The organism is Candidatus Pelagibacter sp. HIMB1593, assembly GCF_052047755.1.
Taxonomy (GTDB): domain Bacteria; phylum Pseudomonadota; class Alphaproteobacteria; order Pelagibacterales; family Pelagibacteraceae; genus Pelagibacter.
This window is the reverse complement of sequence record NZ_JBNAJK010000001.1, coordinates 811,779-834,616: the sequence shown is the minus strand read 5'-3', so window position 1 is coordinate 834,616 and position 22,838 is coordinate 811,779. Positions and strand designations below refer to the sequence as shown.

The 22,838-nt window shown below is 31.1% G+C and carries 25 protein-coding genes; 11 read left to right on the top strand and 14 right to left on the bottom strand.

The window, feature by feature from the left end:
- Positions 1–7: 7 nt before the first annotated feature.
- The gene (locus ACTTA0_RS04335; protein WP_262589327.1) at positions 8–1,102 is read right to left on the bottom strand and encodes a TRAP transporter substrate-binding protein; all 1,095 of its coding nucleotides are present in this window, start codon (positions 1,100–1,102) and stop codon (positions 8–10) included.
- Positions 1,103–1,242: 140 nt separating this feature from the next.
- On the opposite strand from ACTTA0_RS04335, the gene ACTTA0_RS04330 reads away from it, so the two are divergent.
- The 5 genes from ACTTA0_RS04330 to ACTTA0_RS04310 all read left to right on the top strand — a co-directional run bounded on the left by ACTTA0_RS04330 (position 1,243) and on the right by ACTTA0_RS04310 (position 6,131).
- Entirely contained in the window at positions 1,243–2,838 is a 1,596-nt protein-coding gene (locus ACTTA0_RS04330) for a GMC family oxidoreductase (protein ID WP_440676228.1), read from the top strand.
- Positions 2,838–3,431, top strand: a complete 594-nt coding sequence (locus ACTTA0_RS04325) for a TerC family protein (protein WP_075506621.1) — start codon at positions 2,838–2,840, stop codon at positions 3,429–3,431. Before ACTTA0_RS04330 ends, ACTTA0_RS04325 begins: the two co-directional genes overlap by 1 nt.
- Positions 3,431–4,189 (top strand): SDR family NAD(P)-dependent oxidoreductase, encoded by a 759-nt coding sequence (locus ACTTA0_RS04320; protein WP_440614478.1) that lies wholly within the window; start codon positions 3,431–3,433, stop codon positions 4,187–4,189. The genes ACTTA0_RS04325 and ACTTA0_RS04320 overlap by 1 nt, the downstream gene beginning before the upstream one ends.
- The gene (locus ACTTA0_RS04315; RefSeq protein WP_440676227.1) at positions 4,174–4,974 is read left to right on the top strand and encodes a M23 family metallopeptidase; all 801 of its coding nucleotides are present in this window, start codon (positions 4,174–4,176) and stop codon (positions 4,972–4,974) included. Before ACTTA0_RS04320 ends, ACTTA0_RS04315 begins: the two co-directional genes overlap by 16 nt.
- Before the next feature lie 152 nt (positions 4,975–5,126).
- The gene (locus ACTTA0_RS04310) at positions 5,127–6,131 is read left to right on the top strand and encodes a hypothetical protein (RefSeq protein WP_440676226.1); all 1,005 of its coding nucleotides are present in this window, start codon (positions 5,127–5,129) and stop codon (positions 6,129–6,131) included.
- A gap of 5 nt (positions 6,132–6,136) precedes the next feature.
- On the opposite strand, the gene ACTTA0_RS04305 is transcribed toward ACTTA0_RS04310, so the two are convergent.
- The gene (locus ACTTA0_RS04305) at positions 6,137–6,736 is read right to left on the bottom strand and encodes a LysE family translocator (protein WP_440676225.1); all 600 of its coding nucleotides are present in this window, start codon (positions 6,734–6,736) and stop codon (positions 6,137–6,139) included.
- 51 nt (positions 6,737–6,787) lie between these two features.
- On the opposite strand from ACTTA0_RS04305, the gene ACTTA0_RS04300 reads away from it, so the two are divergent.
- The 3 genes from ACTTA0_RS04300 to ACTTA0_RS04290 are packed head-to-tail and all read left to right on the top strand — an operon-like array spanning position 6,788 to position 9,378.
- Positions 6,788–7,648, top strand: coding sequence for a DMT family transporter (locus ACTTA0_RS04300; RefSeq protein ID WP_440676224.1), 861 nt, complete (start codon positions 6,788–6,790; stop codon positions 7,646–7,648).
- A gap of 13 nt (positions 7,649–7,661) precedes the next feature.
- Positions 7,662–8,438, top strand: a complete 777-nt coding sequence (locus tag ACTTA0_RS04295; protein ID WP_440676223.1) for a fumarylacetoacetate hydrolase — start codon at positions 7,662–7,664, stop codon at positions 8,436–8,438.
- Between the two features lie 58 nt (positions 8,439–8,496).
- Entirely contained in the window at positions 8,497–9,378 is an 882-nt protein-coding gene (locus ACTTA0_RS04290; protein WP_440676222.1) for a DMT family transporter, read from the top strand.
- Here the strand turns inward: ACTTA0_RS04290 and ACTTA0_RS04285 are convergent.
- From ACTTA0_RS04285 to xsc, 5 genes are read right to left on the bottom strand one after another with little or no spacing between them, the layout of a single operon-like run.
- Positions 9,375–10,679 carry an NAD(P)/FAD-dependent oxidoreductase gene (locus tag ACTTA0_RS04285; RefSeq protein ID WP_440676221.1) on the bottom strand — a complete coding sequence of 435 codons (1,305 nt, stop codon included), beginning with the start codon at positions 10,677–10,679 and terminating at the stop codon, positions 9,375–9,377. The genes ACTTA0_RS04290 and ACTTA0_RS04285 overlap by 4 nt on opposite strands.
- A 9-nt stretch (positions 10,680–10,688) precedes the next feature.
- Complete coding sequence (locus tag ACTTA0_RS04280; RefSeq protein WP_440676220.1) at positions 10,689–12,524, bottom strand: carbamoyltransferase family protein; 1,836 nt, start codon at positions 12,522–12,524, stop codon at positions 10,689–10,691.
- A 1-nt stretch (position 12,525) separates the two neighbouring features.
- Positions 12,526–12,675, bottom strand: coding sequence for a DUF5989 family protein (locus ACTTA0_RS04275; RefSeq protein WP_440676219.1), 150 nt, complete (start codon positions 12,673–12,675; stop codon positions 12,526–12,528).
- A gap of 1 nt (position 12,676) precedes the next feature.
- A complete protein-coding gene (locus ACTTA0_RS04270; protein ID WP_440676218.1) occupies positions 12,677–13,060 on the bottom strand; it encodes an SxtJ family membrane protein in 384 nt (127 codons plus the stop codon).
- Complete coding sequence (gene xsc, locus ACTTA0_RS04265; protein WP_440676217.1) at positions 13,053–14,837, bottom strand: sulfoacetaldehyde acetyltransferase; 1,785 nt, start codon at positions 14,835–14,837, stop codon at positions 13,053–13,055. Before xsc ends, ACTTA0_RS04270 begins: the two co-directional genes overlap by 8 nt.
- Before the next feature lie 116 nt (positions 14,838–14,953).
- Between xsc and ACTTA0_RS04260 the strand changes: the two genes are divergently transcribed.
- From ACTTA0_RS04260 to ACTTA0_RS04250, 3 genes are read left to right on the top strand one after another with little or no spacing between them, the layout of a single operon-like run.
- On the top strand, positions 14,954–15,238 hold the full coding sequence (locus ACTTA0_RS04260; RefSeq protein WP_075506614.1) for a UxaA family hydrolase: 285 nt from the start codon (positions 14,954–14,956) through the stop codon (positions 15,236–15,238).
- 4 nt (positions 15,239–15,242) lie between these two features.
- Complete coding sequence (locus tag ACTTA0_RS04255; protein WP_440676216.1) at positions 15,243–16,409, top strand: UxaA family hydrolase; 1,167 nt, start codon at positions 15,243–15,245, stop codon at positions 16,407–16,409.
- A gap of 16 nt (positions 16,410–16,425) precedes the next feature.
- A complete protein-coding gene (locus tag ACTTA0_RS04250; RefSeq protein ID WP_440676215.1) occupies positions 16,426–17,499 on the top strand; it encodes a YeiH family protein in 1,074 nt (357 codons plus the stop codon).
- Here the strand turns inward: ACTTA0_RS04250 and ACTTA0_RS04245 are convergent.
- From ACTTA0_RS04245 to ACTTA0_RS04215, 7 genes are all read right to left on the bottom strand, one after another.
- The gene (locus ACTTA0_RS04245; protein ID WP_440676214.1) at positions 17,496–18,575 is read right to left on the bottom strand and encodes a TSUP family transporter; all 1,080 of its coding nucleotides are present in this window, start codon (positions 18,573–18,575) and stop codon (positions 17,496–17,498) included. The two genes, ACTTA0_RS04250 and ACTTA0_RS04245, sit on opposite strands and share 4 nt — an antisense overlap.
- 28 nt (positions 18,576–18,603) lie before the next feature.
- Positions 18,604–18,738 (bottom strand): hypothetical protein, encoded by a 135-nt coding sequence (locus tag ACTTA0_RS04240; protein WP_262589346.1) that lies wholly within the window; start codon positions 18,736–18,738, stop codon positions 18,604–18,606.
- Between the two features lie 66 nt (positions 18,739–18,804).
- A complete protein-coding gene (locus ACTTA0_RS04235) occupies positions 18,805–19,155 on the bottom strand; it encodes a hypothetical protein (RefSeq protein WP_440676213.1) in 351 nt (116 codons plus the stop codon).
- Positions 19,156–19,182: 27 nt separating this feature from the next.
- Positions 19,183–21,042, bottom strand: coding sequence for an adenylyl-sulfate reductase subunit alpha (gene aprA, locus ACTTA0_RS04230; protein WP_440676212.1), 1,860 nt, complete (start codon positions 21,040–21,042; stop codon positions 19,183–19,185).
- Positions 21,042–21,512, bottom strand: coding sequence for an adenylyl-sulfate reductase subunit beta (gene aprB / locus ACTTA0_RS04225; RefSeq protein WP_075506608.1), 471 nt, complete (start codon positions 21,510–21,512; stop codon positions 21,042–21,044). Before aprB ends, aprA begins: the two co-directional genes overlap by 1 nt.
- Positions 21,513–21,545: 33 nt before the next feature.
- Positions 21,546–22,340, bottom strand: coding sequence for an adenylyl-sulfate reductase (locus ACTTA0_RS04220; protein WP_440676211.1), 795 nt, complete (start codon positions 22,338–22,340; stop codon positions 21,546–21,548).
- A gap of 98 nt (positions 22,341–22,438) precedes the next feature.
- Positions 22,439–22,837, bottom strand: a complete 399-nt coding sequence (locus tag ACTTA0_RS04215; RefSeq protein ID WP_440676210.1) for an HIT family protein — start codon at positions 22,835–22,837, stop codon at positions 22,439–22,441.
- Position 22,838: the final 1 nt, after the last annotated feature.

The window sequence follows — 22,838 nt, the reverse complement described above, 5'->3', positions numbered from 1 at the left end:
TATTGGATTACTTTAATGTTGCTGCGTGAGCCATTCCTAGCTTCGCATTAGACATTTGAGCACCACTCCAGAAAGGAACTGCTATATCAGCAAATTCTTTCATAGAGTCCCATACTTCTGCAAAGAATGCATTGTTTGCAGCGTTTGTTTCCAAACTTTTCTTAGCTGCAGCCATGTATTCTGTGAAGTAATCAGAAGGTGTGTCCTCTAATTTAACTCCATGAACTTCAGTAAGCTCTCTTAAAGCTTTACCATTTTCATAGATTCTGTAACTTAAAGATTTAGCTAATGATGCATTAGCTGCAACTTCAAGAGACTTCTTCTCATGATCGCTCATAGCGTTGTATGTTTTTCCAGTAATATAAAAGTCAGCATTTACTACTACTTGGTGTAGACCTTGTAGGTAGTAGTGCTTTAATACTTTTTGGAAACCAAACGTTAAGTCTGGTTTTGGACAACACCATTCAGCGGCATCAATTGTTCCTGCTTCTAAAGCTGGTAGAATATCTCCACCTCCCATAGCTACAGATGCAATACCGATGTCTTTATATGTTTGTCCTGGAATTCCTGGAGGAGTTCTGAATTTATATTTTCTAAAGTCAGCCATATCTTTAATTGGTTTTGGAAACCAACCTAAAGCTTCTGGTCCAACTGGTTGAATCATAAATCCTTTGATGTCTCTTCCCATTTCTTTCCATAGTCTGTCGTATAACTCTTTTCCACCGCCATACTGGAACCATGATAAGAATGCAATATTGTCAATACCAACACCACCACCAGCTACTGGAGAACCGAATAGCATAGCTGCAGGATGGTCACCTGACCAATAGTGAGTCCATGCGAAACCACAATCGATTAGGCCTTTGTCAACTGCATCTAAAGTTTCTTTTACACCAACAACAGCTCCAGCTGGCATAATTTCAAACTTAAGAGATCCACCAGTTAACGCTGTTACTGTGTCAGTAAAGTCCTTTAACATCTTAACTTCATCAGCTTTTGTGTTAAGAACTGTCTGACATTTTAGTGTTTTTGCAGCATTAGCATTTGAAATAAATCCAAACACCATTGCAACTGCAAATAACATTGAAATGATTTTTTTCATTTGTTTCCCTCTCTTTATTTTTAAAGTCAAAACTTTGTCAAAGAATGAAAACTAAAACAAGTGTTAATATTGGTATATTTTTAAATTTTTAACAGATTTGTTAGAAATATAATTTTTTTAATTTATAAGAGTTCTAATTTATGAATAATTTTGATTTTATTATACTAGGAGCTGGATCTGCAGGCTGTGTTTTAGCAAATAGGCTATCAGAAAACTCCTCACACAAAGTTCTTTTGATTGAGGCTGGAGGTAAAGATAATTACCCATGGATCCATATTCCAGTTGGTTATTTTAAGACAATGCATAACCCTAGTACTGACTGGTGTTACAAGACAGAACCAGATGAAAGCATGAATAATATTTCAATACGTTATCCCCGTGGAAAAACTTTAGGAGGAAGCTCTTCTATCAATGGACTTTTATATATACGAGGACAACACAGAGATTATGATATTTGGAGACAGCTTGGAAATACTGGCTGGGGTTGGGATGATGTTCTGCCCTATTTTATAAAAGCAGAGAATCAAGAAAGGGGCAAAAGTGAATATCATGGAGTTGGTGGACCTCTCTCTGTCTCAGATCAAAGAATACATCTTCCTCTTTTAGATGAGTTTCAAAACGCTGCTGAGGAATTTGGTGTACCAAAAACGAAAGATTTTAATACAGGTGATAATCATGGCTGTGGTTATTTTCAAGTAACAGAAAAAGATGGATTTAGATGCAGCACTGCTGTTGGTTATCTAAACCCTGTTAAGCGTAGAAAAAATTTAACAATTATTACTCACGCTCATGTTAAAAAAATTAACTTTGAAAATAAAAAGGCAAAATCAGTTGAGTATTGGCAAGATAATGAATTGAAAACAGCTGAAGCAAATAGAGAAGTTATAGTTTCTTCAGGTGCAATTGGTTCTCCTCAAATATTGCAAGTATCAGGAATTGGAAATCCAGAAAAACTAAAAAAATTGGGAATTGATATGGTCCATAATTTAAATGGTGTTGGTGAAAATTTACACGATCACCTAATGTTAAGACCTATTTATAAAATTAATGGTTTAAAATCTCTTAACAAAAAAATTAATAGTTTGTTTGGAAATTTACTTATCGGATTAGAATATGTTTTTAAAAGAAGTGGTCCAATGACTATGGGAGCAAGTCAGCTTTGTATGTTTGCAAAAAGTGATCCTTCTTTAGAATTACCAGATTTACAATGGCACGTTCAACCAATGAGTATGGATACATTGGGAGCTACAAAAAATCACGATTTTCACGCCTTCACTCCAACTGTTTCTAATATAAGACCCACAAGTAGAGGTCATGTAAGTATTGTCGATAAAGATTCACGCGTTTACGCAAAAATAAAACAAAATTACCTGTCAACTGATCACGATAGGATGATTGCTGCTAAAGGATTAAAATTGACAAGAAAAATTATAATGGAATCTGAAACATTTAAGAAATATACACCTGAGGAATATAGACCTGGTATTCATATTGATGATGACGAAGAATTGGTAAAAGAAGCATCAAACTTTGCACAAACCATCTTTCATCCTGTCGGTACATGTAAGATGGGACAAGATGAAATGTCAGTAGTTGATGAAAAATTAAAAGTAAGAGGAATAGAAAATCTTAGAGTTATTGATGCATCGATAATGCCTAACATTACTTCGGGAAACACTAACGCACCTACGATTATGATTGCAGAAAAAGGTGCTGACATGATACTACAACAATAATGTTTGCAGAATTTTTTACTCCCGAGCAAATTGCTATTTTAACACAAATTATTTTTATTGATTTAGTACTAGCTGGTGACAATGCCATTATAATTGGAATGGTAGCTTCAAAATTTCCTGTTGAACAAAGGAAGAAAGTTATATTTTGGGGAATTGGTGGTGCAGTAATATTACGTATAATATTAACATTACTAACAGCTTATTTATTACAAATTACTGGACTGAGACTTATTGGTGGAATTTTACTTCTTTATATTGTCTACAAACTTTATGTTGATGTAATCAAAGGATCAGATTCAGAGGAAGATATAAAAGTAGATAACTCAAGCTTTTTAAAAGCAATTTGGACGGTTTTACTTGCTGATTTCACAATGAGTTTAGATAATGTTTTGGGTGTTGCTGGTGCTGCAGGTGATCATTATGGATTACTTGTATTTGGATTGGTTCTATCGATTGTTTTAATGGCAACTGCTGCAACATTAATTTCTGGATGGATAAAAAAATACAAATGGATTGCATGGGTTGGGTTATTGGCAATATTAATAGTAGCTGTTGAGTTGATTTATACAGATATTAAAATAATATTCTTTTAATGTATCTTCAAAAAATTAATCTTAAAAATAAGTATGCACTAGTTACTGGTGCTGGTAAAGGACTTGGGAGGGCTTGTTCTATTGCACTAGCTGAAGCTGGGGCAACTGTAATAGCTTTAAGCAGAACTCCATCTGATTTAAATAAATTAGAAAAAGATATTAAAAAAATTAAAGGTAAAGTAATCAAAGTTCCTTGTGATGTAATGAATTATGAAGATCTAAAAGCAAAATTAGAAAAAATCAAAATTATTGATGTGTTGGTAAACAATGCTGGAACTAATATTCCTGAACCTTTTGAAAAAATTAAACAAAAAAGCATGAATTACTTGGTAGATTTAAATCTAAAAGCTGCATTTAACGTTGCACAACTAGTAGTTAAAAAAATGCTTAAAAATAAAAAGAGACCCGGCTCTATTATCAACATGTCTTCTCAATTAGGTCATGTTGGTATGGGTGGGAGAAATGTTTACAATATGACTAAATTTGGGATTGAAGGTTTGACAAAAGGTATGGGAGTAGAGTTAGCTAAAAGAAATATAAGAGTTAACACAGTAGCTCCTACGTTTGTTGAAACTCCAATGGTTAAAAATTTCTTTAAAAATAAAAAATTTAAAAAACTAGCACTTGGAAATATTCCAATGGGAAAAGCAGCAACTGAAAGTGATGTAGCAACAACAGTTTGTTTCTTAGCCTCACCTGCTTCCTCAATGATAACTGGAACATCAATTATAATAGATGGTGGATGGACAGCTCAGTAATAAATAGATTTTTTTTAATATTTTTCTTATTTTTTTCAACTGCAAACGCAATAGAATTTCAAGGTAAATTCTTACAAGGTCATTTTATCTTAGGAAAAACAAATCCTGGTGCAAAGATAATTGTTGGAAAAAAAGAAGTAAGAGTATCAAAAGATGGTTTTTTCGTTTTTGGTATTGATAGAGATCAAAAATATGATCTTACTTTTACAAAAATCTTTGATGAAAAAAAATCTACAATAACCAAAAAAGTTTTAAAAAGAAAATACAACATTCAAAGAATAGATGGCTTAGAAGAAAGCAAAGTAACCCCACCCGAGTCTGTCTATAAAAGAATAAAAAAAGAAAATAATGCAATTGGTGAAGCAAGAGCAATTAATTCCGAATTACAGTTTTTTAAGCAAAAATTTATAATGCCCGTTGAAGGAATAATTAGTGGTGTTTATGGGAGTCAAAGAATTTTAAACGGTAAACCTAGATGGCCACATTACGGAATTGATATAGCAGCAAAACAAGGGACAATGATTAAATCATCTGGCTCGGGAAAAGTTACAATGGCTGAAGATGATTTATATTATACCGGTGGTACAGTAATTATGGATCACGGTCATGGTATATCAACTATATATTCACATTTAGAAAATGTTTTAGTTTCTGTTGGAGATTTAATTAATCAAGGGGATATTATTGGAACCGTAGGATCGACAGGTAGATCAACTGGACCTCATCTTGATTTTAGAATTAATTGGTTTCAAACTAGATTGGACCCAATGTCAGTTTTAAAATAATGAAATATTATAAATTGACAAAAATTATTTTTATAAATTTCATATTGCTTTATTTTTTTCTCTATATTTTGGAATTAATCATAAATTTTAATAATGACAAAATATTTGAAAAAACAAGATTATATTATTTAAATAAAGACTTAAAAAAAAATTTGAGTAAAAAAATTTATTTAAATTTTGGTAGCTACAAGCTTTTAGATAAAAAAAATGATATTTTGCCTTTATCAGGTTATGAAAATTCTAAAATTCTTTTGTGTTTAGACGAAAATAATAAACCAATCTATTTTAATTCAGATGCAAATGGCTTTAATAATTCTAAAATTGAAAATATAGACACTCTTCTAATTGGAGATTCTTACGTTCAAGGAATGTGTGTTGATAATAATTTTAATTTAAATCAACAATTTAAAAAATTAGGTCTATCTACATTAAGTTTTGGTGTTGGTGGCAATGGTCCACTATTGGAGTATGCTACATTTAAAGAGTATAAGTTTGATTATAAAGTAAAAAATATATTTTTATTCATTACTCCAGAAAATGATTTTTATGATCTCTCTAAAGAAAAAAATAATCAGATATTAATAAAGTATTTAAATGATGAAAATTATAAACAAAATTTGTCGACTAAAAATAATAGAGATAAAAAAGTTGAAGTATTAAATGAATATTTTGGAAATAAAGCAAAAAGATTATGGAACGATTTTTTTAGTGTATACCATTTAAATCTTAAACAAGTTGGGAATTTAATTGAATTATTTTTTAAAAAAAAACAATCAACAAGTAGTGAGTATTTATATCTTCAAAATAAAAAAATAGATAAATTATTTATTAAAATACTTAATCAATTTATTAATGAAACCGATAAGAATAATTTAAATTTTTACGTTGTTTTTAATTCATTAACCCCAGATATTCTTTACGCCAAAACTTTAGAGCAAAAAAAATTTAAAAAACTTGTGAATGATAAAATCAGTATGATTAAATCTCATTTAAAAAAACAAAACATAAGTTTTTTCGATTACAGTGATTATTTGATTAAAAATTATGATGAGAAAAATATTTTAAATATTTTTAAAAATATTAACAACAAATGGGATCATTATACAAATAAAGGATACGCTATCTTGACTAAAGAAGCAGTTGCTCTAATCAAATAAAAAAATTAATAAAAAAACATCCAAATGCCAACCAGGATTAATATAAACCCACCAATTTGATTTAAAATTTTTAAATATTTTGATGCTATGAATTCTCTAAACTTACCAAATACAAATGCATATGAGCTATCAAATATTGTAGCTACAATTATAAAGATAATTCCAAAATAAATTATCTGATAACTAACAGGTTCATTTATATTAATAAATTGAGGAATAAATGCACCAAGGAACAAAAATATTTTTGGATTAGTTAAAATTACTATTAATCCTTGGAGAAAATATTTTTTTTCAAATTTAGTTACATGAGTTTTGTTTAAATCAATATCTGACTTAATTGTAATTACTCCAAGTGAAATTAAATAAATTGAACCTAGTATTCTTACATAATTAATAATCACTTCTAGAAAAGGAGAAACTAATTCAAATCCAAGTGCTAATAAAAATAACAAAATTAAAACGCCAACTTGGGTACCAAAAACGTTTAATAATCCTGCTTTTACACCAGATCTTAAAGAATTAGCAATTATCAGACTGACAGTGGGGCCAGGCACTATCACTATTAAAAAACTTGCTATAACAAAATATAATAATACAAAATCCATGACGGTCTGAATTAATCAATAACAACTTGAGATAAAATTAAAACAAAAAAAATGAAATTTAAATCAAGAGAAACCCTAGGAATTATTTTTGCAATAATTGCTTACTTTTCATTTTCAATTCTTGATGCAATTCAGAAAACTGCGGTTATTCATTACTCTATATTTCAATTATTATTTATCAAATATACTTTTGTGCTTTTGTTGGGCTTGATAGAAGCAAAAAGAGCTAACAATAATAATTTTTATAGATCTAATAATTTAAAACTTCAAATTATAAGAAGTCTATTATCTATTTTAGAATCTGGTTTTTTTGTTTTATCTTTTAAACACCTGTCTTTAGCGAACGCTCATAGCATAGGTGCACTAGCACCTATAATTATAGTTGCCTTATCTGTATTTATTTTAAATGAGAGAGTATCAATCAAAACTTGGATAGCAATCTTTATAGGTTTTATTGGAGTTTTGATAATTATTAGACCAGCGTCTGATGTATTTAGTGTAAATTCTTTTATTCCGTTGCTAGCAGCTTTTTTTCTGGGTCTTTATCAAATCGCAACAAAAAAAATAACTGAATATGATGCTCCTGAAGTATCCTTGTTCTACTCTTCTTTAGTTGGGATTATTATAACCTCAATAATGGCATTTAATTTTTGGCAACCTGTAAATCTTAATTCTTTATATTTCTTTGTGCCAATTGGTTTATTTTTTTCATTAGGTATATACTTCCAAATATTAGCACTTAAAAATGCAAGAGCTAGCATAATACAACCATTTCATTATACTTTAATTTTTTGGGCAATAATTTTTGGATTTTTCTTCTATGATGATGTTCCAGATTTATTTACTATTATAGGCGCAATAATAATTACAACTTCAGGAATATTTGTTATTAATCAAACATCAAAAAAATAAATTAAAAATTCTTATGACAAAAACACTTAAAGATAAAATTTCAGATAAATTAGTTAATGCTTTTCTTAATAATAAAATTATCTCTCCTATACCTAGTAGATTTACAAAAAAACTTACTGAGGCAGACAAATTTAGAAAATTATGTGAAAGCAAAATAAAAGATCCAACAATAGGTTTTAAAGCTGGTGGAACTGGCATTCCGTTAATGAAAAAATTAAAAGAAAAAGAGCCTTTTATTGCATCTGTTTTCAAAAAAAACTTAATAAAAAGTGGAAAGAAAGTAAAAATAAATAAATATGCTTTAGGGATTGAACTTGAAGTTTGTTATTTAATCAAAAAAACTTTTTTTACTTCAAAAGTTAAGATCACTAATAGTAACGTAACTAAATATATTTCACACATGGCACCCTGTATCGAAGTAGTTGGATATAGGCAAAAAAGAAAAGGTATTACTTCTTTTGGAGATTTAAGTAGTGACTTTGGAGGTAATATTAAATTTTTGATTGGTCAAAAGAAAAAATTTAAAAAAATTAACATAGGTAATTTAAAAACAAATATTTCAAATAAAAAAGCTAAGCAAAGTGTAGATGGAAACACAAATGCTGTTTATGTAAATCCAATAAATTCATTAAGATTTGTTTTAAATAAAGTTAAAAAAGATAAAATTAATTTAGACAAAGATTTTTATGTTTTTACAGGATCCACAGTTGGGGTTGTGCCTATTATAAAAAAAGGAACATATACAGCAAAAATTGATAAACTTGGATCTGTAAGAGCAGTTATTTCATAATATTATAATCATAAGGATAATTTTATTCATAGAATACGTGTGTAAAAATTAATTAATCATGAATAATTTTATTCTTTTTATAATCACTCTTTTTTGTTGGTCACCCACCTGGTATCTGATTAAATTTCAATTAGGCTATGTTGATCCACTTGTATCTGTATTTTATAGATTTTTAATAGCTTCATTTATAATTTTTATTTTTTTAATAATTAAAAAAGAAAAATTACAATTTTCAATTAATCAACATTTTTGGTTTTTGTTTTTTGGAGTTTGTTTGTATTCGGTAAATTATGTTTTTTTCTATTTGTCTAACACTTATTTGATTAGTGCTTTTCCAGCAATTGTATTTTCCACTGTAGTAATAATGAATATAGTTGGGGAAACCTTCTATTTTAAAAAGAAGCCTTCTATAAAAACTTTAATTGGAGCTTCAATTGGTATGGTGGGTATTTTGATCATTTTCAATGATGAAATTTTCAATTTTAGTTTCAGCGAAGGAACCCATATAGGATTGTTTCTAGCTTTGATTGGAACATTTAGTGCATCAACAGGTAATATGGTTCACCAAAGAAACTTAAACCATGATTTTCCTCCAATACAAACAATAGCATATGCTATGTTTTATGGTTCAATTGTTACACTGATAATTACAAAATTTAGAGGAGCTGAATTATTATTTGAAACTAGTTTTAGCTACATCTCTTCACTGCTTTATCTTTCAATTTTTGGTTCAATATTTGCTTTTATATCTTATTTAAAGTTACTTGAAAAAGTTGGACCTGGAAGAGCTGGTTATGTTGGTGTTGTAATGCCCGTATTAGCATTAATTATTTCAACAATATTTGAAAATTTAGAATGGCAATATGATTTAATAATGGGTCTTCCAATTTTAATCATTGGTGCAGTTCTTGTGATAAATCAAAAAATTAGAACCAATTAGATTTCTGATTTAGCTCTCAAACGTTCGTAAACTAATCTAGTTTTTATTCCTAAATTCAAAAATGGTTGCGGAGGTAACCATGTAGGTTTGTTCCTTGCTTCTATTGTTTTTATTTCATTTGTACTTTCGTTAATTGCTTTAAGAGCAATTTGTTCACCAAATAAAGTTCCCACACCAATACCTGAACCGTTGTAACAACCTGCAGCAAAAATATTACTATCAATTTTTTCAAATATTTGAGAACTATTCCTTGTTCTTGATACTATTCCAGACCAAGATGATTTAATTATATCATTGGGTAATTGTGGAAATCTTTTTTGTATTCCAATTTTCTGATTTAAAGATCTTTTTTTAAGAGTAGAATTTGACATAACAAATGGATTGTGTACTTCAGCTGTATTTCTAATCAAAACTCTTCTATCTTTTGTGATTCTAATTGTTGCACCCATTGGCCTTACTGGTAATACACCCCATTCTTTTGGTTTACCAATAGATTTAAATTCTTTATCAGATAATCTTCTTGTCATGCTCGCAGTTAAAGTAATGGGAAAGTTATATTTTGATTTTATCCCAAGTGATTTCAAGAAACCATTCGTAGCAAAAATAATATTTTTTGTTTTAATTATTCCGTTTTTAAAATTACAATAAATTAAATCTTTATTTTTAGACCAATTTAACAAACAAGAATTTTCATACAAAATAACATTGGTAGGAAGAGCATCAACCATTGCTCTAACTAATTTTCCTGGATGTAGTAGAATTCCACCCTTAGTGTAAAGTCCGATATTATAAAAACTAGTGCCCAATTTTTCAGACAACTCTTTGTTCCCTAATAAACTATGTTCAAAGCTTAGCTTAGATAATGTATTTGAAAAATTTTCTAAAATTTTTTTATCTTCAATTTTTGATGAAGCAAAATATTTACCACATTCATTCCAATCACAATCTACTTGATGTTCTTTAATAAATTTTTTTACTACATCTATTCCTAATGAATAAATATCAGCTTTCTTTTTGTAATTTTGCAGTTCTTTATTTGATGTAAAACCATCGTTTAAAGTTGTATCAACCAAATAACCAGAATTTCTTCCACTAGCACCTTCACCTGCTAGTTGGGCATCTGCTAGTATAATTTTTAAATTTGAATTTATTTGAGCTAATTTTCTTGCAGCAGACAGACCTGTGTAACCAGCTCCTATTATTAACCAATCACACTCGTCGTTTGATAGAAGAGACTTGATGTTTGTTCTTGGATTAAGATCATTTATCCAACTACAACTGCTATCATTTTGAACTTGCATAGAGATTATTTAATCTAATTCAAATTCTTTTGTATAGTCTTTCTTTAAACTAGGATCTTGATCTTTTTTATTTAAAATACAATTTCCTATCACTAAATAATCCAATTCTGTTCCCATAAAGCAATTAAAAGCATCTGTTGGTGTATTCACAATTGGTTCACCTCTTACATTAAAAGAAGTATTTACAATAACAGGACATCCTGTTTTTTCTTTAAACTTTGTGATTAAATCAAAATAGCTTTTGTTAGTATTTTTTGTAACTGTTTGTATTCTAGCTGAATAATCGACATGAGTAACAGCTGGTATTTCAGATCTTTTAGTATTTAATTTATCAATACCAAATAATTGTTTTTGCTGTTCTGACATTTCTATTTTTTTTTCGGCACTAATATCAGAAACTAAAAGCATATATGGACTATCAACATCGAGATCAAACCATTTTGATAAGTCTTCTCTTAAAATTGATGGTGCAAAAGGTCTAAAACTCTCTCTATATTTGACTTTTAAGTTAAGATTTTTTTGCATTTTATCAGATCTTGGATCTCCTAATATAGATCTCCCTCCTAATGCTCTTGGACCAAATTCCATTCTACCCTGAAACCATCCAATAGCTTTCTCATTCGCCAAATATTCTGCCGTTTTTTCTATTAAACTTTCGTAATCAAATGTTTGAAAATTAGCACCTAGCAAATCTAGTTCTTTTTCGATTTCTTGTTGATTAAACTCGCAGCCTAAATATGAACCTTTCATACTATCATTTTTGTCAACAGTTCTGGAGTTACCTTGTTCAATATACCAAAGTGCAAGAGCAGCACCCAACGAACCTCCTGCATCTCCAGCAGCAGGTTGTATCCAAACATTATCAAAAATCTTTTCTTTTAAAATTTTGCCATTAACTACACAATTTAAAGCTACACCCCCTGCAAGGCATAAATTTTTAATACCATATTCATTACGAATTCCTTTTGCTAGTTTGATCATTATTTCTTCTGTCACATTTTGAATAGAAGAAGCGATATCCATATGGAATTGGGTTATTTGATCTTTTTTGGGGTCACGAGGTTCTTTGCCAAATAATTTATGAAATTTATTATTGGTCATGGTAAGACCTGTTGCATAATTAAAATATTTTTGATTTAAACGAAAAGTTCCATCATCTTTAACATCTATAAGTTTTTTTATTTTATCTTGATAAATTGGCGAACCATATGGAGCTAATCCCATGAGCTTATATTCTCCACTATTTACTTTGAAGCCAGTATAATAAGTGAATGCTGAATATAACAGTCCTAAAGAATGTGGAAATTGTATTTCTTTTTTTACTTCTAAATCATTTCCTTTACCAACAGCCACTGTAGTTGTTGCCCACTCTCCCACACCATCAGCGGTTAAAACAACAGCTTCTTCAAATGGAGATGGGAAAAAAGCACTAGCTGCATGACTTAAATGATGATCTGAAAAATAAATATTTTCATCTGATTTGAAATTTTCATCATGTTCTTTTAACTTGTTAAACAATAAGTTTTTTTGAAAAAGTTTTTCTTTAATCCATAATGGCATTGCCTTACTAAATGAAACAAATCCTTTTGGAGCAAAAGCAACATAAGTCTCTAATAATCTTTCAAATTTTAAAAAAGGTTTTTCAAAAAAAACTATTTGATCAACTTCACTTAATTTTAAATTTGAATAATTTAAAACAAAATTTATTGCATTTTTAGGATAATTTGGATCATGTTTTTTTCTTGTAAATCTTTCCTCTTGTGCAGCAGCGATGATTTCACCATTTTTAATTATACATGCCGCGCTATCATGATAAAAAGCTGATATTCCTAGAATGGACTTCACTTTAAAAAATAGTATAAATAAATGGAGCTACAGCCGAACCCTGAGTTAAAACGATTAATCCACCAAATAAAACTAAAACTATTATTATTGGTAACAACCAATATTTTTTTCTTACTTTTAAAAATTCCCAAAATTCTTTTATAAAATTCATGTTAGAATTGATTTTTCATTTTACTTTTTGGTTCACATTTTTCAATCCAATAAGAACCATTATTGTTAAATCTTAAATTCAATAAATCTTTATTTAACAATCTCATCAGTAATCCTATAGGTGTTACAACTAAAAAAAATATAATGCCCATAACTAATGGTGAAATTATTTTTCCGAGAAAAATTCCAAATTTAAACCACAGTTTATTGAGTGGATTTAAAATTTTAGAATTTACTAATCCAAGAAATAAAAAAACAATTGATATAATTAAAGACCATAGCCTTAACACATCACCTTTAATCAATGGATATGTTGCTATAATTAAAAAAACTACAAAAAATACAATTCCAAAACTTCTATTAGAGCCTATTTTAACATCATCCATTTAAAGATTTTTGAGGTTTCATGTCAGCTTTGTTTATACCAGCAACTCTTACCGGTTTCTTCATCGCATCTCTTCTAAACGGTTCTCCAAGCTCTTGGTTTAGAATTACTTCTATAAACGTTGTAATTCCTTTCTTTTGATCTTCACAAGATTGCTTGATTGCATTTGTTGTCTCTTCCATTGTTCTAACAGTTACACCTTTTAAACCACATGCATCAGCAACTTTGGCGTAACTTAATTCAGGGTCTAACTCAGTTCCAACAAAATTATTATCAAACCATAGGGTAGTATTTCTTTTTTCTGCACCCCATTGATAATTTCTGAAAATTACCATTGTAATTGCAGGCCATTCTTCCCTAGCGCATGAGCTCATTTCATTCATACTAATTCCAAAAGCTCCATCACCTGCAAAACCAATTACTGGAGTATCAGGGCAACCAATTTTTGCACCAAGTATAGATGGAAATCCATAACCGCAAGGTCCAAATAAACCTGGAGCTAAATATTTTCTTGGTTTTTCAAAAGTAGGATAAGCATTTCCTATTGCACAGTTATTTCCAATATCACTAGAAATTATTACGTCATCAGGCATTCCAGATTGAATGGCTCTCCAAGCTTGTCTTGGTGACATTCTGTCTGCATCTCTCTCTCTAGCCTCTTTATTCCAAACTGTTCCCTCATCATCATCTTCATGATCTAAACTTGAAAGTTTTTGTAACCATGCAGATTTTGTTTGGTGAATTAAATCTTTTCTAGCTTGTCTATCAGTATCTCCAGCGTTTGAAGATAGTTTTGCTAAAATTTGCTCTGCAACTAATTTTGCATCACCACTAATTCCGACAGTTACTTTTTTAGTTAAACCAATTCTATCAGGGTTGATATCTACCTGAATGATGTTTGCATTTTTTGGCCAATAATCAATTCCATATCCTGGTAAAGTTGAAAATGGATTTAATCTTGTACCTAGTGCTAAAACAACATCTGCTTTTGAAATTAATTCCATTGCAGCTTTAGAACCATTATAACCTAAAGGTCCTACTGCTAGTGGGTGACTTCCTGGAAAACTATCGTTATGTTGATAACCAGAACATACTGGTGCATCTAATTTTTCAGCAAGATTTTTAGTTGCATCTATAGCTCCACCAATCACAACACCAGCACCCGAAAGTATTACAGGAAATTTTGCGTTAGATAATAAATCTGCTGCTTTATTAATCGCATCAAAACCACCGCCCTGTCTCTCAAGTCTAACTATTGGGGGAAGATCTATATCTATTACTTGTGTCCAGTAATCTCTAGGAACATTTATTTGCGCAGGTGCTGAGCCTCTTATAGCTTTTTCGATTACTCTATTTAGAACTTCAGCCATTCTTGAAGGGTCTCTAACTTCTTCTTGATAACAAACCATATCTTTAAACAGGTTCATTTGTTCAACTTCTTGAAAACCACCTTGGCCCATAGTTTTGTTTGCAGCTTGTGGTGTTACCAACAATAGAGGAGTATGGTTCCAGTATGCAGTTTTAATTGGAGTTACTAATCCTGTTATTCCTGGTCCATTTTGTGCAATGACCATAGACATTTTACCTGTAGCTCTTGTATAACCATCAGCAATTAAACCACCATTTGTTTCGTGGGCTACATCCCAAAAAGTAATTCCTGCATCAGGAAAAATATCTGATATTGGCATAAAAGCAGAACCAATAATTCCAAAAGCGTGCTCAATACCGTGCATTTGTAAAACTTTTACAAAAGCTTCTTCTGTTGTCATTTTTGTCATAAGACTAGAACCTCTCTAAAGTATAATAATTAAGAATTTATAAAATTCGTTTGTCAATTTTCGCGATTAATATATAAGATTTTCTAAATTTCAAACAAACAATTCGACACAACATTATGGCTACAGACATCATTATACACGACGAAAAAGACAACGTAGGAGTAGTTGTTATTGAAAAAATCACTCCAAAACAGGACTGCTCTTGCTGGATCATGGAAAACGACAAGACAGTTAACATTCAATCTGAAGATGAAATTCCTCTAGGACACAAAATTGCTATGAGCGATTTAAATGAAGGTGACACTATTATTAAATACGGTCATGATATTGGTAAAGTAGTCAAATCAATCAAAAAAGGTGAACACGTACATGTTCACAATGTTAAAACAAAGAAGTGGTAGTAATATGGAAATCCCAAAAAGTTTTTTAGGTTATAAAAGAGAAAATGGCAGAGCTGGAACAAGAAATCATGTAATCATTTTGCCTGTTGATGATATTTCAAATGCTTGTGCTGAAGCTGTCGCAAACAATATTAAAGGCACAATTGCGTTACCTCACTCGTATGGAAGATTACAGTTTGGTGCTGATTTAGAGTTACATTTTAGAACAATGATAGGTACAGCAAAAAATCCAAATGTTGCTGCTGCTATAATTATTGGCATTGAGCCTAAATGGACTAAAAGAATTGTTGATGAAGTAGCAAAAACTGGAAAACCTGTTGAAGGTTTTAGTATTGAAGGTGCTGGCGACATTGAGACAATCATGAAAGCTTCAAAAAAAGCTCAAGAATTTTCAATGTGGGCATCTGAAAAACAAAGAGAAGAATGTCCAATAAGTGATCTTTGGATTTCAGTAAAATGTGGAGAATCTGACACTACTTCAGGTCTTGCGTCTAATCCAACAGTTGGAAATTTAATGGATAAATTAGAACCATTAGGAGTTCATTTATGTTTTGGTGAAACTTCAGAACTTACAGGTGCTGAAACTGTTTGTGAAAAAAGAGGTAAAACTCCAGAAGCACAAGAGAAGTTTAAAAAAACATGGAATGAATACAATGATTTCATTTTAAAAGAAGCAACAGATGATTTATCAGAAAGTCAACCCACTGCTGGAAATATAGCAGGAGGTCTGTCTACAATTGAAGAAAAAGCATTTGGAAATTTTCAAAAAATAGGATCAAGACAATTCGTAGATGTTTTAACACCTGCTGAAGAACCACAAAAAGGTCCAGGATTATATTTTATGGATACTTCTTCAGCTGCAGCAGAATGTGTTACTTTGCAAGCCGCTGGTGGTTTTAATATTCACTTATTCCCAACAGGACAAGGAAATATTATTGGAAACCCAATTGAGCCGGTTGTTAAATTAACAGCTAATCCATTAACAGCAGTCAGCATGAAAGAGCATATCGACTGCGATGTTTCTAAAATACTTTCTAGAGAAATGAATTTGGATCAAGCTGGTGATGAACTAATTAAAGCAACTGTTAGAACAGCTAATGGAAGGTTAACTTGTGCTGAAGCATTAGGTCATAGAGAATTCGTAATGACTAAGCTTTACAGAAGTGCTTAATAAATAACCCTAGTTTATGTCTAAAAATAAGTACCTGGTACTTTTACCTGGTATTATACTTGCGTTTGTTCTTTACACGCTATCGCAAGGTTTTAATAATATTATAGGCACAGAGTTACTCGGATATGAAAAAAGTCCTATATCCACTGCAATGATAGCAATCCTTTTAGGAATGTTCTTTGGAAATGTTTTTAAAATAAGAGAAAGTTTCATAAGAGGTTTGGATTTTACTCAAAAAAATATTTTAAAACTTGGAATAATTTGCTTAGGTATTCAATTAAAACCTTTTGAGTTTCTAGAATTTGGTGCAATTGCTATTCCTTTAATAGTAATTTGTATCGTAAGTGTATTAGTAGTCATTAAACTTTTAATCAATAAATTAAAGATTCCTAGAAATATGGCTTATCTAATTTCTATCGGAAGCACGGTATGTGGAACAACTGCAATCATGGCAACTGCTCCCGTTATTGGTGCCAAAAAAAATGAGATATCCTATGCAATTGCGAACATCACTTTGTTTGGAATTCTCTCAATGTTGATCTATCCATACTTTGCAAATTTTTATTTTAATGGTGAACCACTTCTAATTGGTTTGTTTTTAGGAACTTCTATACATGAAACAGCACAAGTAGCAGCTGCTGGATTGATCTATGATCAGCAATTCAATAGTCCAGAAACTTTAAATGTAGCAACAGTTACTAAACTAATCAGAAATACCTTTTTGATTATTATGATACCCTTGTTTGCGTATCTTTATAATAGAGGCCAATCTAAAGAAAAAAAATACTCAATAATTAATATTTTTCCCTATTTTGTCCTTGGATTTGTTGCAATGATTATTTTTCGAAATATTGGTGATCAAATTTTTATTATAAACAATAGTGAAATTTGGCTTAGCACTGTAGATAACATTAAATCTTTATCAAAAATATTCCTAACAATGGCAATGGCAGCAATTGGTATGTCTACTAATTTAAGAGATATAAAAAATATGGGATACAAACCTTTTGTAGTTGGATTTGTGGGAATGGCTACTGTTGGGATTGTTTGTTTAGGGACTATTGAATTATATCTTTTCTTATTTAATTAAGATTTTATCAACATTTGTTTTTTAAAATTTGAAAAAAATCTTCTTATAAAAGCTGCTGCTACACCTAGAAATATTGCAAACATAATTGAAAACAAACCATAAAAGAATGGCATCTCATTAGAAAAATCTAAAATAAATTGTGAGAAAAAATTTAAATCAGGAATTACAGAAGTTGTTGTTGAGTTTGTATCATGATCTGCAAAAAATGAATCATAAGCAATAGCAATACCAACTGCTAAAATCAAAATAGCCATCAATGCTCGTAATCCTGAGCTATCAATTTTTTCTCCTAGTTTTTGTCCAATCTGAACACCAATTATTGATCCAATAACAAGTAGAAATACTAAAAGTAAATCAATCGAGCCGTAATTAAATGAATGCAGGAAAGTAACAATTACACTTACAAAAATAGTAACAAAAAGCGATGTTCCGGGAACAAGTTTAGTTGGCATCTTAATTATATAAATCATTGCTGGCACTAATATAAATGCTCCACCTATTCCCATTATTGCAGCAATAAAACCAACTACTAAACCAATAACTATTGGGGTAAAAATACTTTCATATAATTTTGATTTTGGAAATCTCATTCTTAAAGGAAGACCATGGATCCAATAATGAACATGTAATTTTTTTTTAACTAAAATATTTCTTTTAGCTTTATCAATCTCACCTAGGCTCTCGACTAACATTAAAGATCCAATGATTGCTAAAATATACATGTAAGCTAAAGAGATTACAGTATCTATCTTCCCGATACCTTTAAAATAAGAAAAGGTAAAAATTCCTAATGAGGTACCTATCGCCCCACCAATGACAATCATTAAACCCATTTTGTAATCTAAAGTGTTTTTTAAGTAATGTGTTGTTGAACCAGAAACTGAGGTAGCTAGGATATTGTTTGCTTCATTTGCAACTGCGTATGCAGGAGGAATGCCTAAAAAAATTAAAAAAGGTGTCATTAAAAAACCACCACCCACTCCAAACAATCCAGAAAGGACACCAACGATCGCGCTTAAAATTAAAATTTCTATTGGATTAACAAAAACTTGAGCGATGGGTAAAAATACATCCATTTAAATAAATAAATTGTTTAAAAACAACTTAGTTAAAAGTAATAAAAGTTCCAACTATAATAACTCCCCAATAAGCAGCCAGACTTAAAAATATACCTGTTTTCATTAAAGAAACTTTTAAGCTAGTTAGTTTATTAAAAATTTTTACGTTAGAAAATTGCATTAAGTGCGTCAATACACCCAGAGAACAAATTGTCAAATATTATTTTAATATTAGAGAAATTTTTTTCTAATAGATGGTTGCGCCAAAAACTTTAACCGTTTCATCCTCAACACCTAAAACTAACCTTCCCAAAAATTCTCCTGGTATTTCTTTGTTAGTCTGTTTGATTAGAACAGTTATATGCTCTCCTCTTCTAAGACATCCAAAAGGCTCGAACGTTTCATGAAGATTTGTAATTAGCTTATTATTAGCCCATTGTTTTCCAAGCTCTACCTCATTAGCTCCAAATAGCATCTGAGTTGAAAAATCTCTAGTAAATCCACCATAATCTTTAAGGTTTGATGATTTTACCAAGTTGAACCAAATAGGTTTGGCCAACTCATATATTTCATCATCTTTTTTTGATAAAATATCCATTACTTATCTAATTCTAATTAAAGTATCTTAAGAAGCTTTTTTCTTCTCGTTCTCATCCACGATGTGGTAGACCGGAACCTTCTCCATACTAAATTTACCAGTTTTTGGATCTCTTCTAGAAACTGTCAGACAATGCCAATTATCATCATCAAGTTTCATATGATCTCCTCTATAATAGTATCCTGGCCATCTAGTTTCTTCTCTAAATAAAGTATGTTCAGTTACACACTGAGAAGTTAAAGCTCTATGTTTCAACTCCCAAGCTCTCATCAATTGGTGATAATCCTCAGCACCAACATGCTCAAGATCTTCTTGAAGCCATTCAAGTAATTCAAGGCCTCTTTTCAACATATTGCCATTAGTCATATAATTAGATGTAATTCCACCTACATATTCATCCATAATCTTCTGTAGTCTTTGTAGACCTTGGATTGGTGATATATAGCTAGGAGAAACAGTTCCACCAGTGATTTCGTTTTGTGCAACAGTGAAGTTTACAAGTGGTTTGTAAACCATAGCTTTGAAATCCTCACATTGTTTGTCTGAAACCTTTACTCCTTCAGCTTTTTTATCTTCGATATACTTAACAGCAGCTTTAGCAGCTAATCGACCTTCCGTGAAAGATCCAGATGAAAACTTATGAGCACTTCCACCCACAGTGTCTCCAGCACCAAATAAACCATCAATTGTAAGCATTCTGTTATAACCCCAGAAATATTCTGGTGGAGATAAATCTTCAGGACCGCTTACCCAAGCTCCTGAACAAGTAGCGTGTGAACCCATTACATAAGGTTCTGAAGTTGTTAATTCAGGATTTGTGTATTTAGGATCAATGTTTTGAGACGCCCATACTACAGCTTGACCAACAGTCATACCTAAGAAATTCTCCCAACCAACTGTTTCTAAATGTGGATCTTGGAAAGCTTCAGTTGTAACCATATGAATTGGCCCACCGCCAGCAGCAACTTCTTGAATGAAAGCATGATTTCTTAAACAAGTAGGTGTTGGGTGATGATCAATATATTCGCCAACTAACTCTTTGGTTTGATCATACCATTTCTTCTCATAATTTTCCCCATTAGCGTTCTGAGTATATGTTTTTAAGTGCAAGAAATAAGCTCCAACAGGACCATAACCATCTTTAAATCTACATAACACAATTCTATTTTCCATTTGTGTCATTTTAGCTCCAGCAGCAATCGGAAGAGCATATGCTGAACCGTTACTCCAAGGAGCGTACCAAGTTCTACCCATTCCTTCTCCAACTGCTCTTGGTTTGAAGATATGAGAAGCACCACCAGCTGCAACTATTACAGCTTTTGCTCTAAAAACATGAAAATCACCTGTTCTCATGTTGAAGCCAACGGCTCCACCAATTCTATTATCTTGAGACTCATCCATAAGTAAATGAGTGATCATTATTCTATTGTAAATTTTATCAGCAGATTTTTTTGCCGCCTCAGCAACAATAGGTTTGTAACTTTCACCATGGATCATGATCTGCCATTTACCTTCTCTTAAATATCTTCCAGTTTGTTCATTTTTCATCATTGGAAGACCCCATTCATCAAACATGTGAACAGTAGAGTCTACGTGTCTAGCCATGTCGTAACCTAAATCTTCTCTAACCATTCCCATTAAGTCATTTCTTGCATATCTAACATGGTCTTCAGGTTGATTTTCTCCCCATTGCATTCCCATGTAACAATTGATTGCATAAAGACCTTGAGCAACAGCTCCACTTCTATCTATGTTTGCTTTTTCTACGCAAACAATTTTCATATCTCTTCCCCAGTGTCTAGCTTCGAACGTAGCGCCTGTTCCTGCCATACCACCACCAACAACTAATATATCGCAATCCTCGTAATGTGTCTTATGTCTAGCCATTAGTAGTAAACTCCTTTTTTAAACGACTCCTTTGGAACTGATGGTAATTCACCATCAATATTTAAACCTTCTGGCTCAGTGTAAAGTCTTTGTGAATTAATCTCACCTTGGTTTGGTTTGTCACCTTCTGCAAGTTTTGGAATAAATTTACCCCATGGTTTTGTAGTAATTGGAGAAACAAAGTTTTTCTCTGTTCCATTTCTAAATTTGATCTTCCATGAGATTGTTCCTTTTTCTTCTTCTCTTCTAACTCTAACGCTATGACCCATAGGAGCAAAATCAGCATAACCTCTCACATCAATTGCATGATTTGGGCATGCCTTTACACATGAATAACATTCCCAACAAAAGTTAGGTTCAATATTTTTTGCACGTCTGATATTTTCATCTATGTGCATAATATCTGATGGACAAATATCCACACAGTGACCACAGCCATCACATCTTGTCATGTATACGAAAGTTGACATAATTATTTATTCTCCTTTTTTAATTTCATCATATTAATAGTGTTTAGGTTGTTCTCTTTTAATACCTAAACCAAACTGTTCAGGCGCATCAGCAGGAGGTGGTAAGTTATCTCGAGAACCATCTGCTTCTGCTAAGTTTTTTTGTATTGCTGCACCAGGTTTATAAAACATGTGTGCAAATTTAGACCAATAAACTCCTCCAAATAAAACTAAATTTGAAAGAACAAATAAAGTCAAAAATAAATAAGATAAACCTGCTTGACCATTAGATTGTGTGTAAGACCACAACAAACCAAAAGTCGAACAAGCTAATAAAGCTAAAACAAATAAATCAGCTTTAATTATTCTGTACCAAGGATGCGCTTCCGCAGATACATCTACTCTTAAGAAAAACCAGAACCAATATCCACCGATACATGTAAGTATTGCTCCTACATGCCAAATCATTGACCATGTAGATGAAGTTGGTTTATCAGCTCCTGTATAACAGAATACTAGTACTGCTGATGCAACCCAAAATAATATTGTCCCGTACATACCAAGAACATGTGCAAGTCTTCTTTTTCCAAATCCAAGTTCTGCAGTTGTGCCGATATCATAAACTGTTGTCTTTGCGATAATTGAAGCTCTTTCTCCTGAACTCAATTCCTTAACAGCATTTGCTTTTGCTTTTTTTGCATTGTTAAAAAAATAAGTAACATTTTTGTGAACAATCATCTGTATAATTGTTCCAGCTGCAATCAAAATTACCATAGCAATTATGAAGCTTTGCATTGCAAAAGGTGAAATAGTTTCAGCTAATATTGAAAAAGGATTTGTAGATAACATAATTTTTAATTATTTATAAAGTTAGTTTGAGATTTTCTAATCTAGTTAAATAAAGAGTTCAACCAAAACTATTGGTCATTATTGTCATTAATAACAACTTACGGTTTACGTTTGTAATGTTGTTTGTTGGGTATTACTGATCTTACCCCACCCTGGGGGTTATCTACGTCACCTTCTCTTCTTGGTATCAAATGTATATGACAATGCAGTATAGATTGACCTGCAATTTTTCCAGCATTTGTGCCAATGTTAAACCCTTTTACAGTATTATCTTTTTCTAAAATCTCATTTTTAATCATTTGCAATAAATCATTGCATGCAATCAACTCATCATTAGTCATGTCAAAATAGTCTTTAATATGTCGCTTTGGAATTATTAAACAGTGATGATCAGAAACAGGATAAGAGTCGTAACTTGCATAAGCAAGATCATTTTCGTGAGCAATACCACTTTTTTTTGAATCACAGAATAAACAAGGATTGTTTGGATCTCTCATG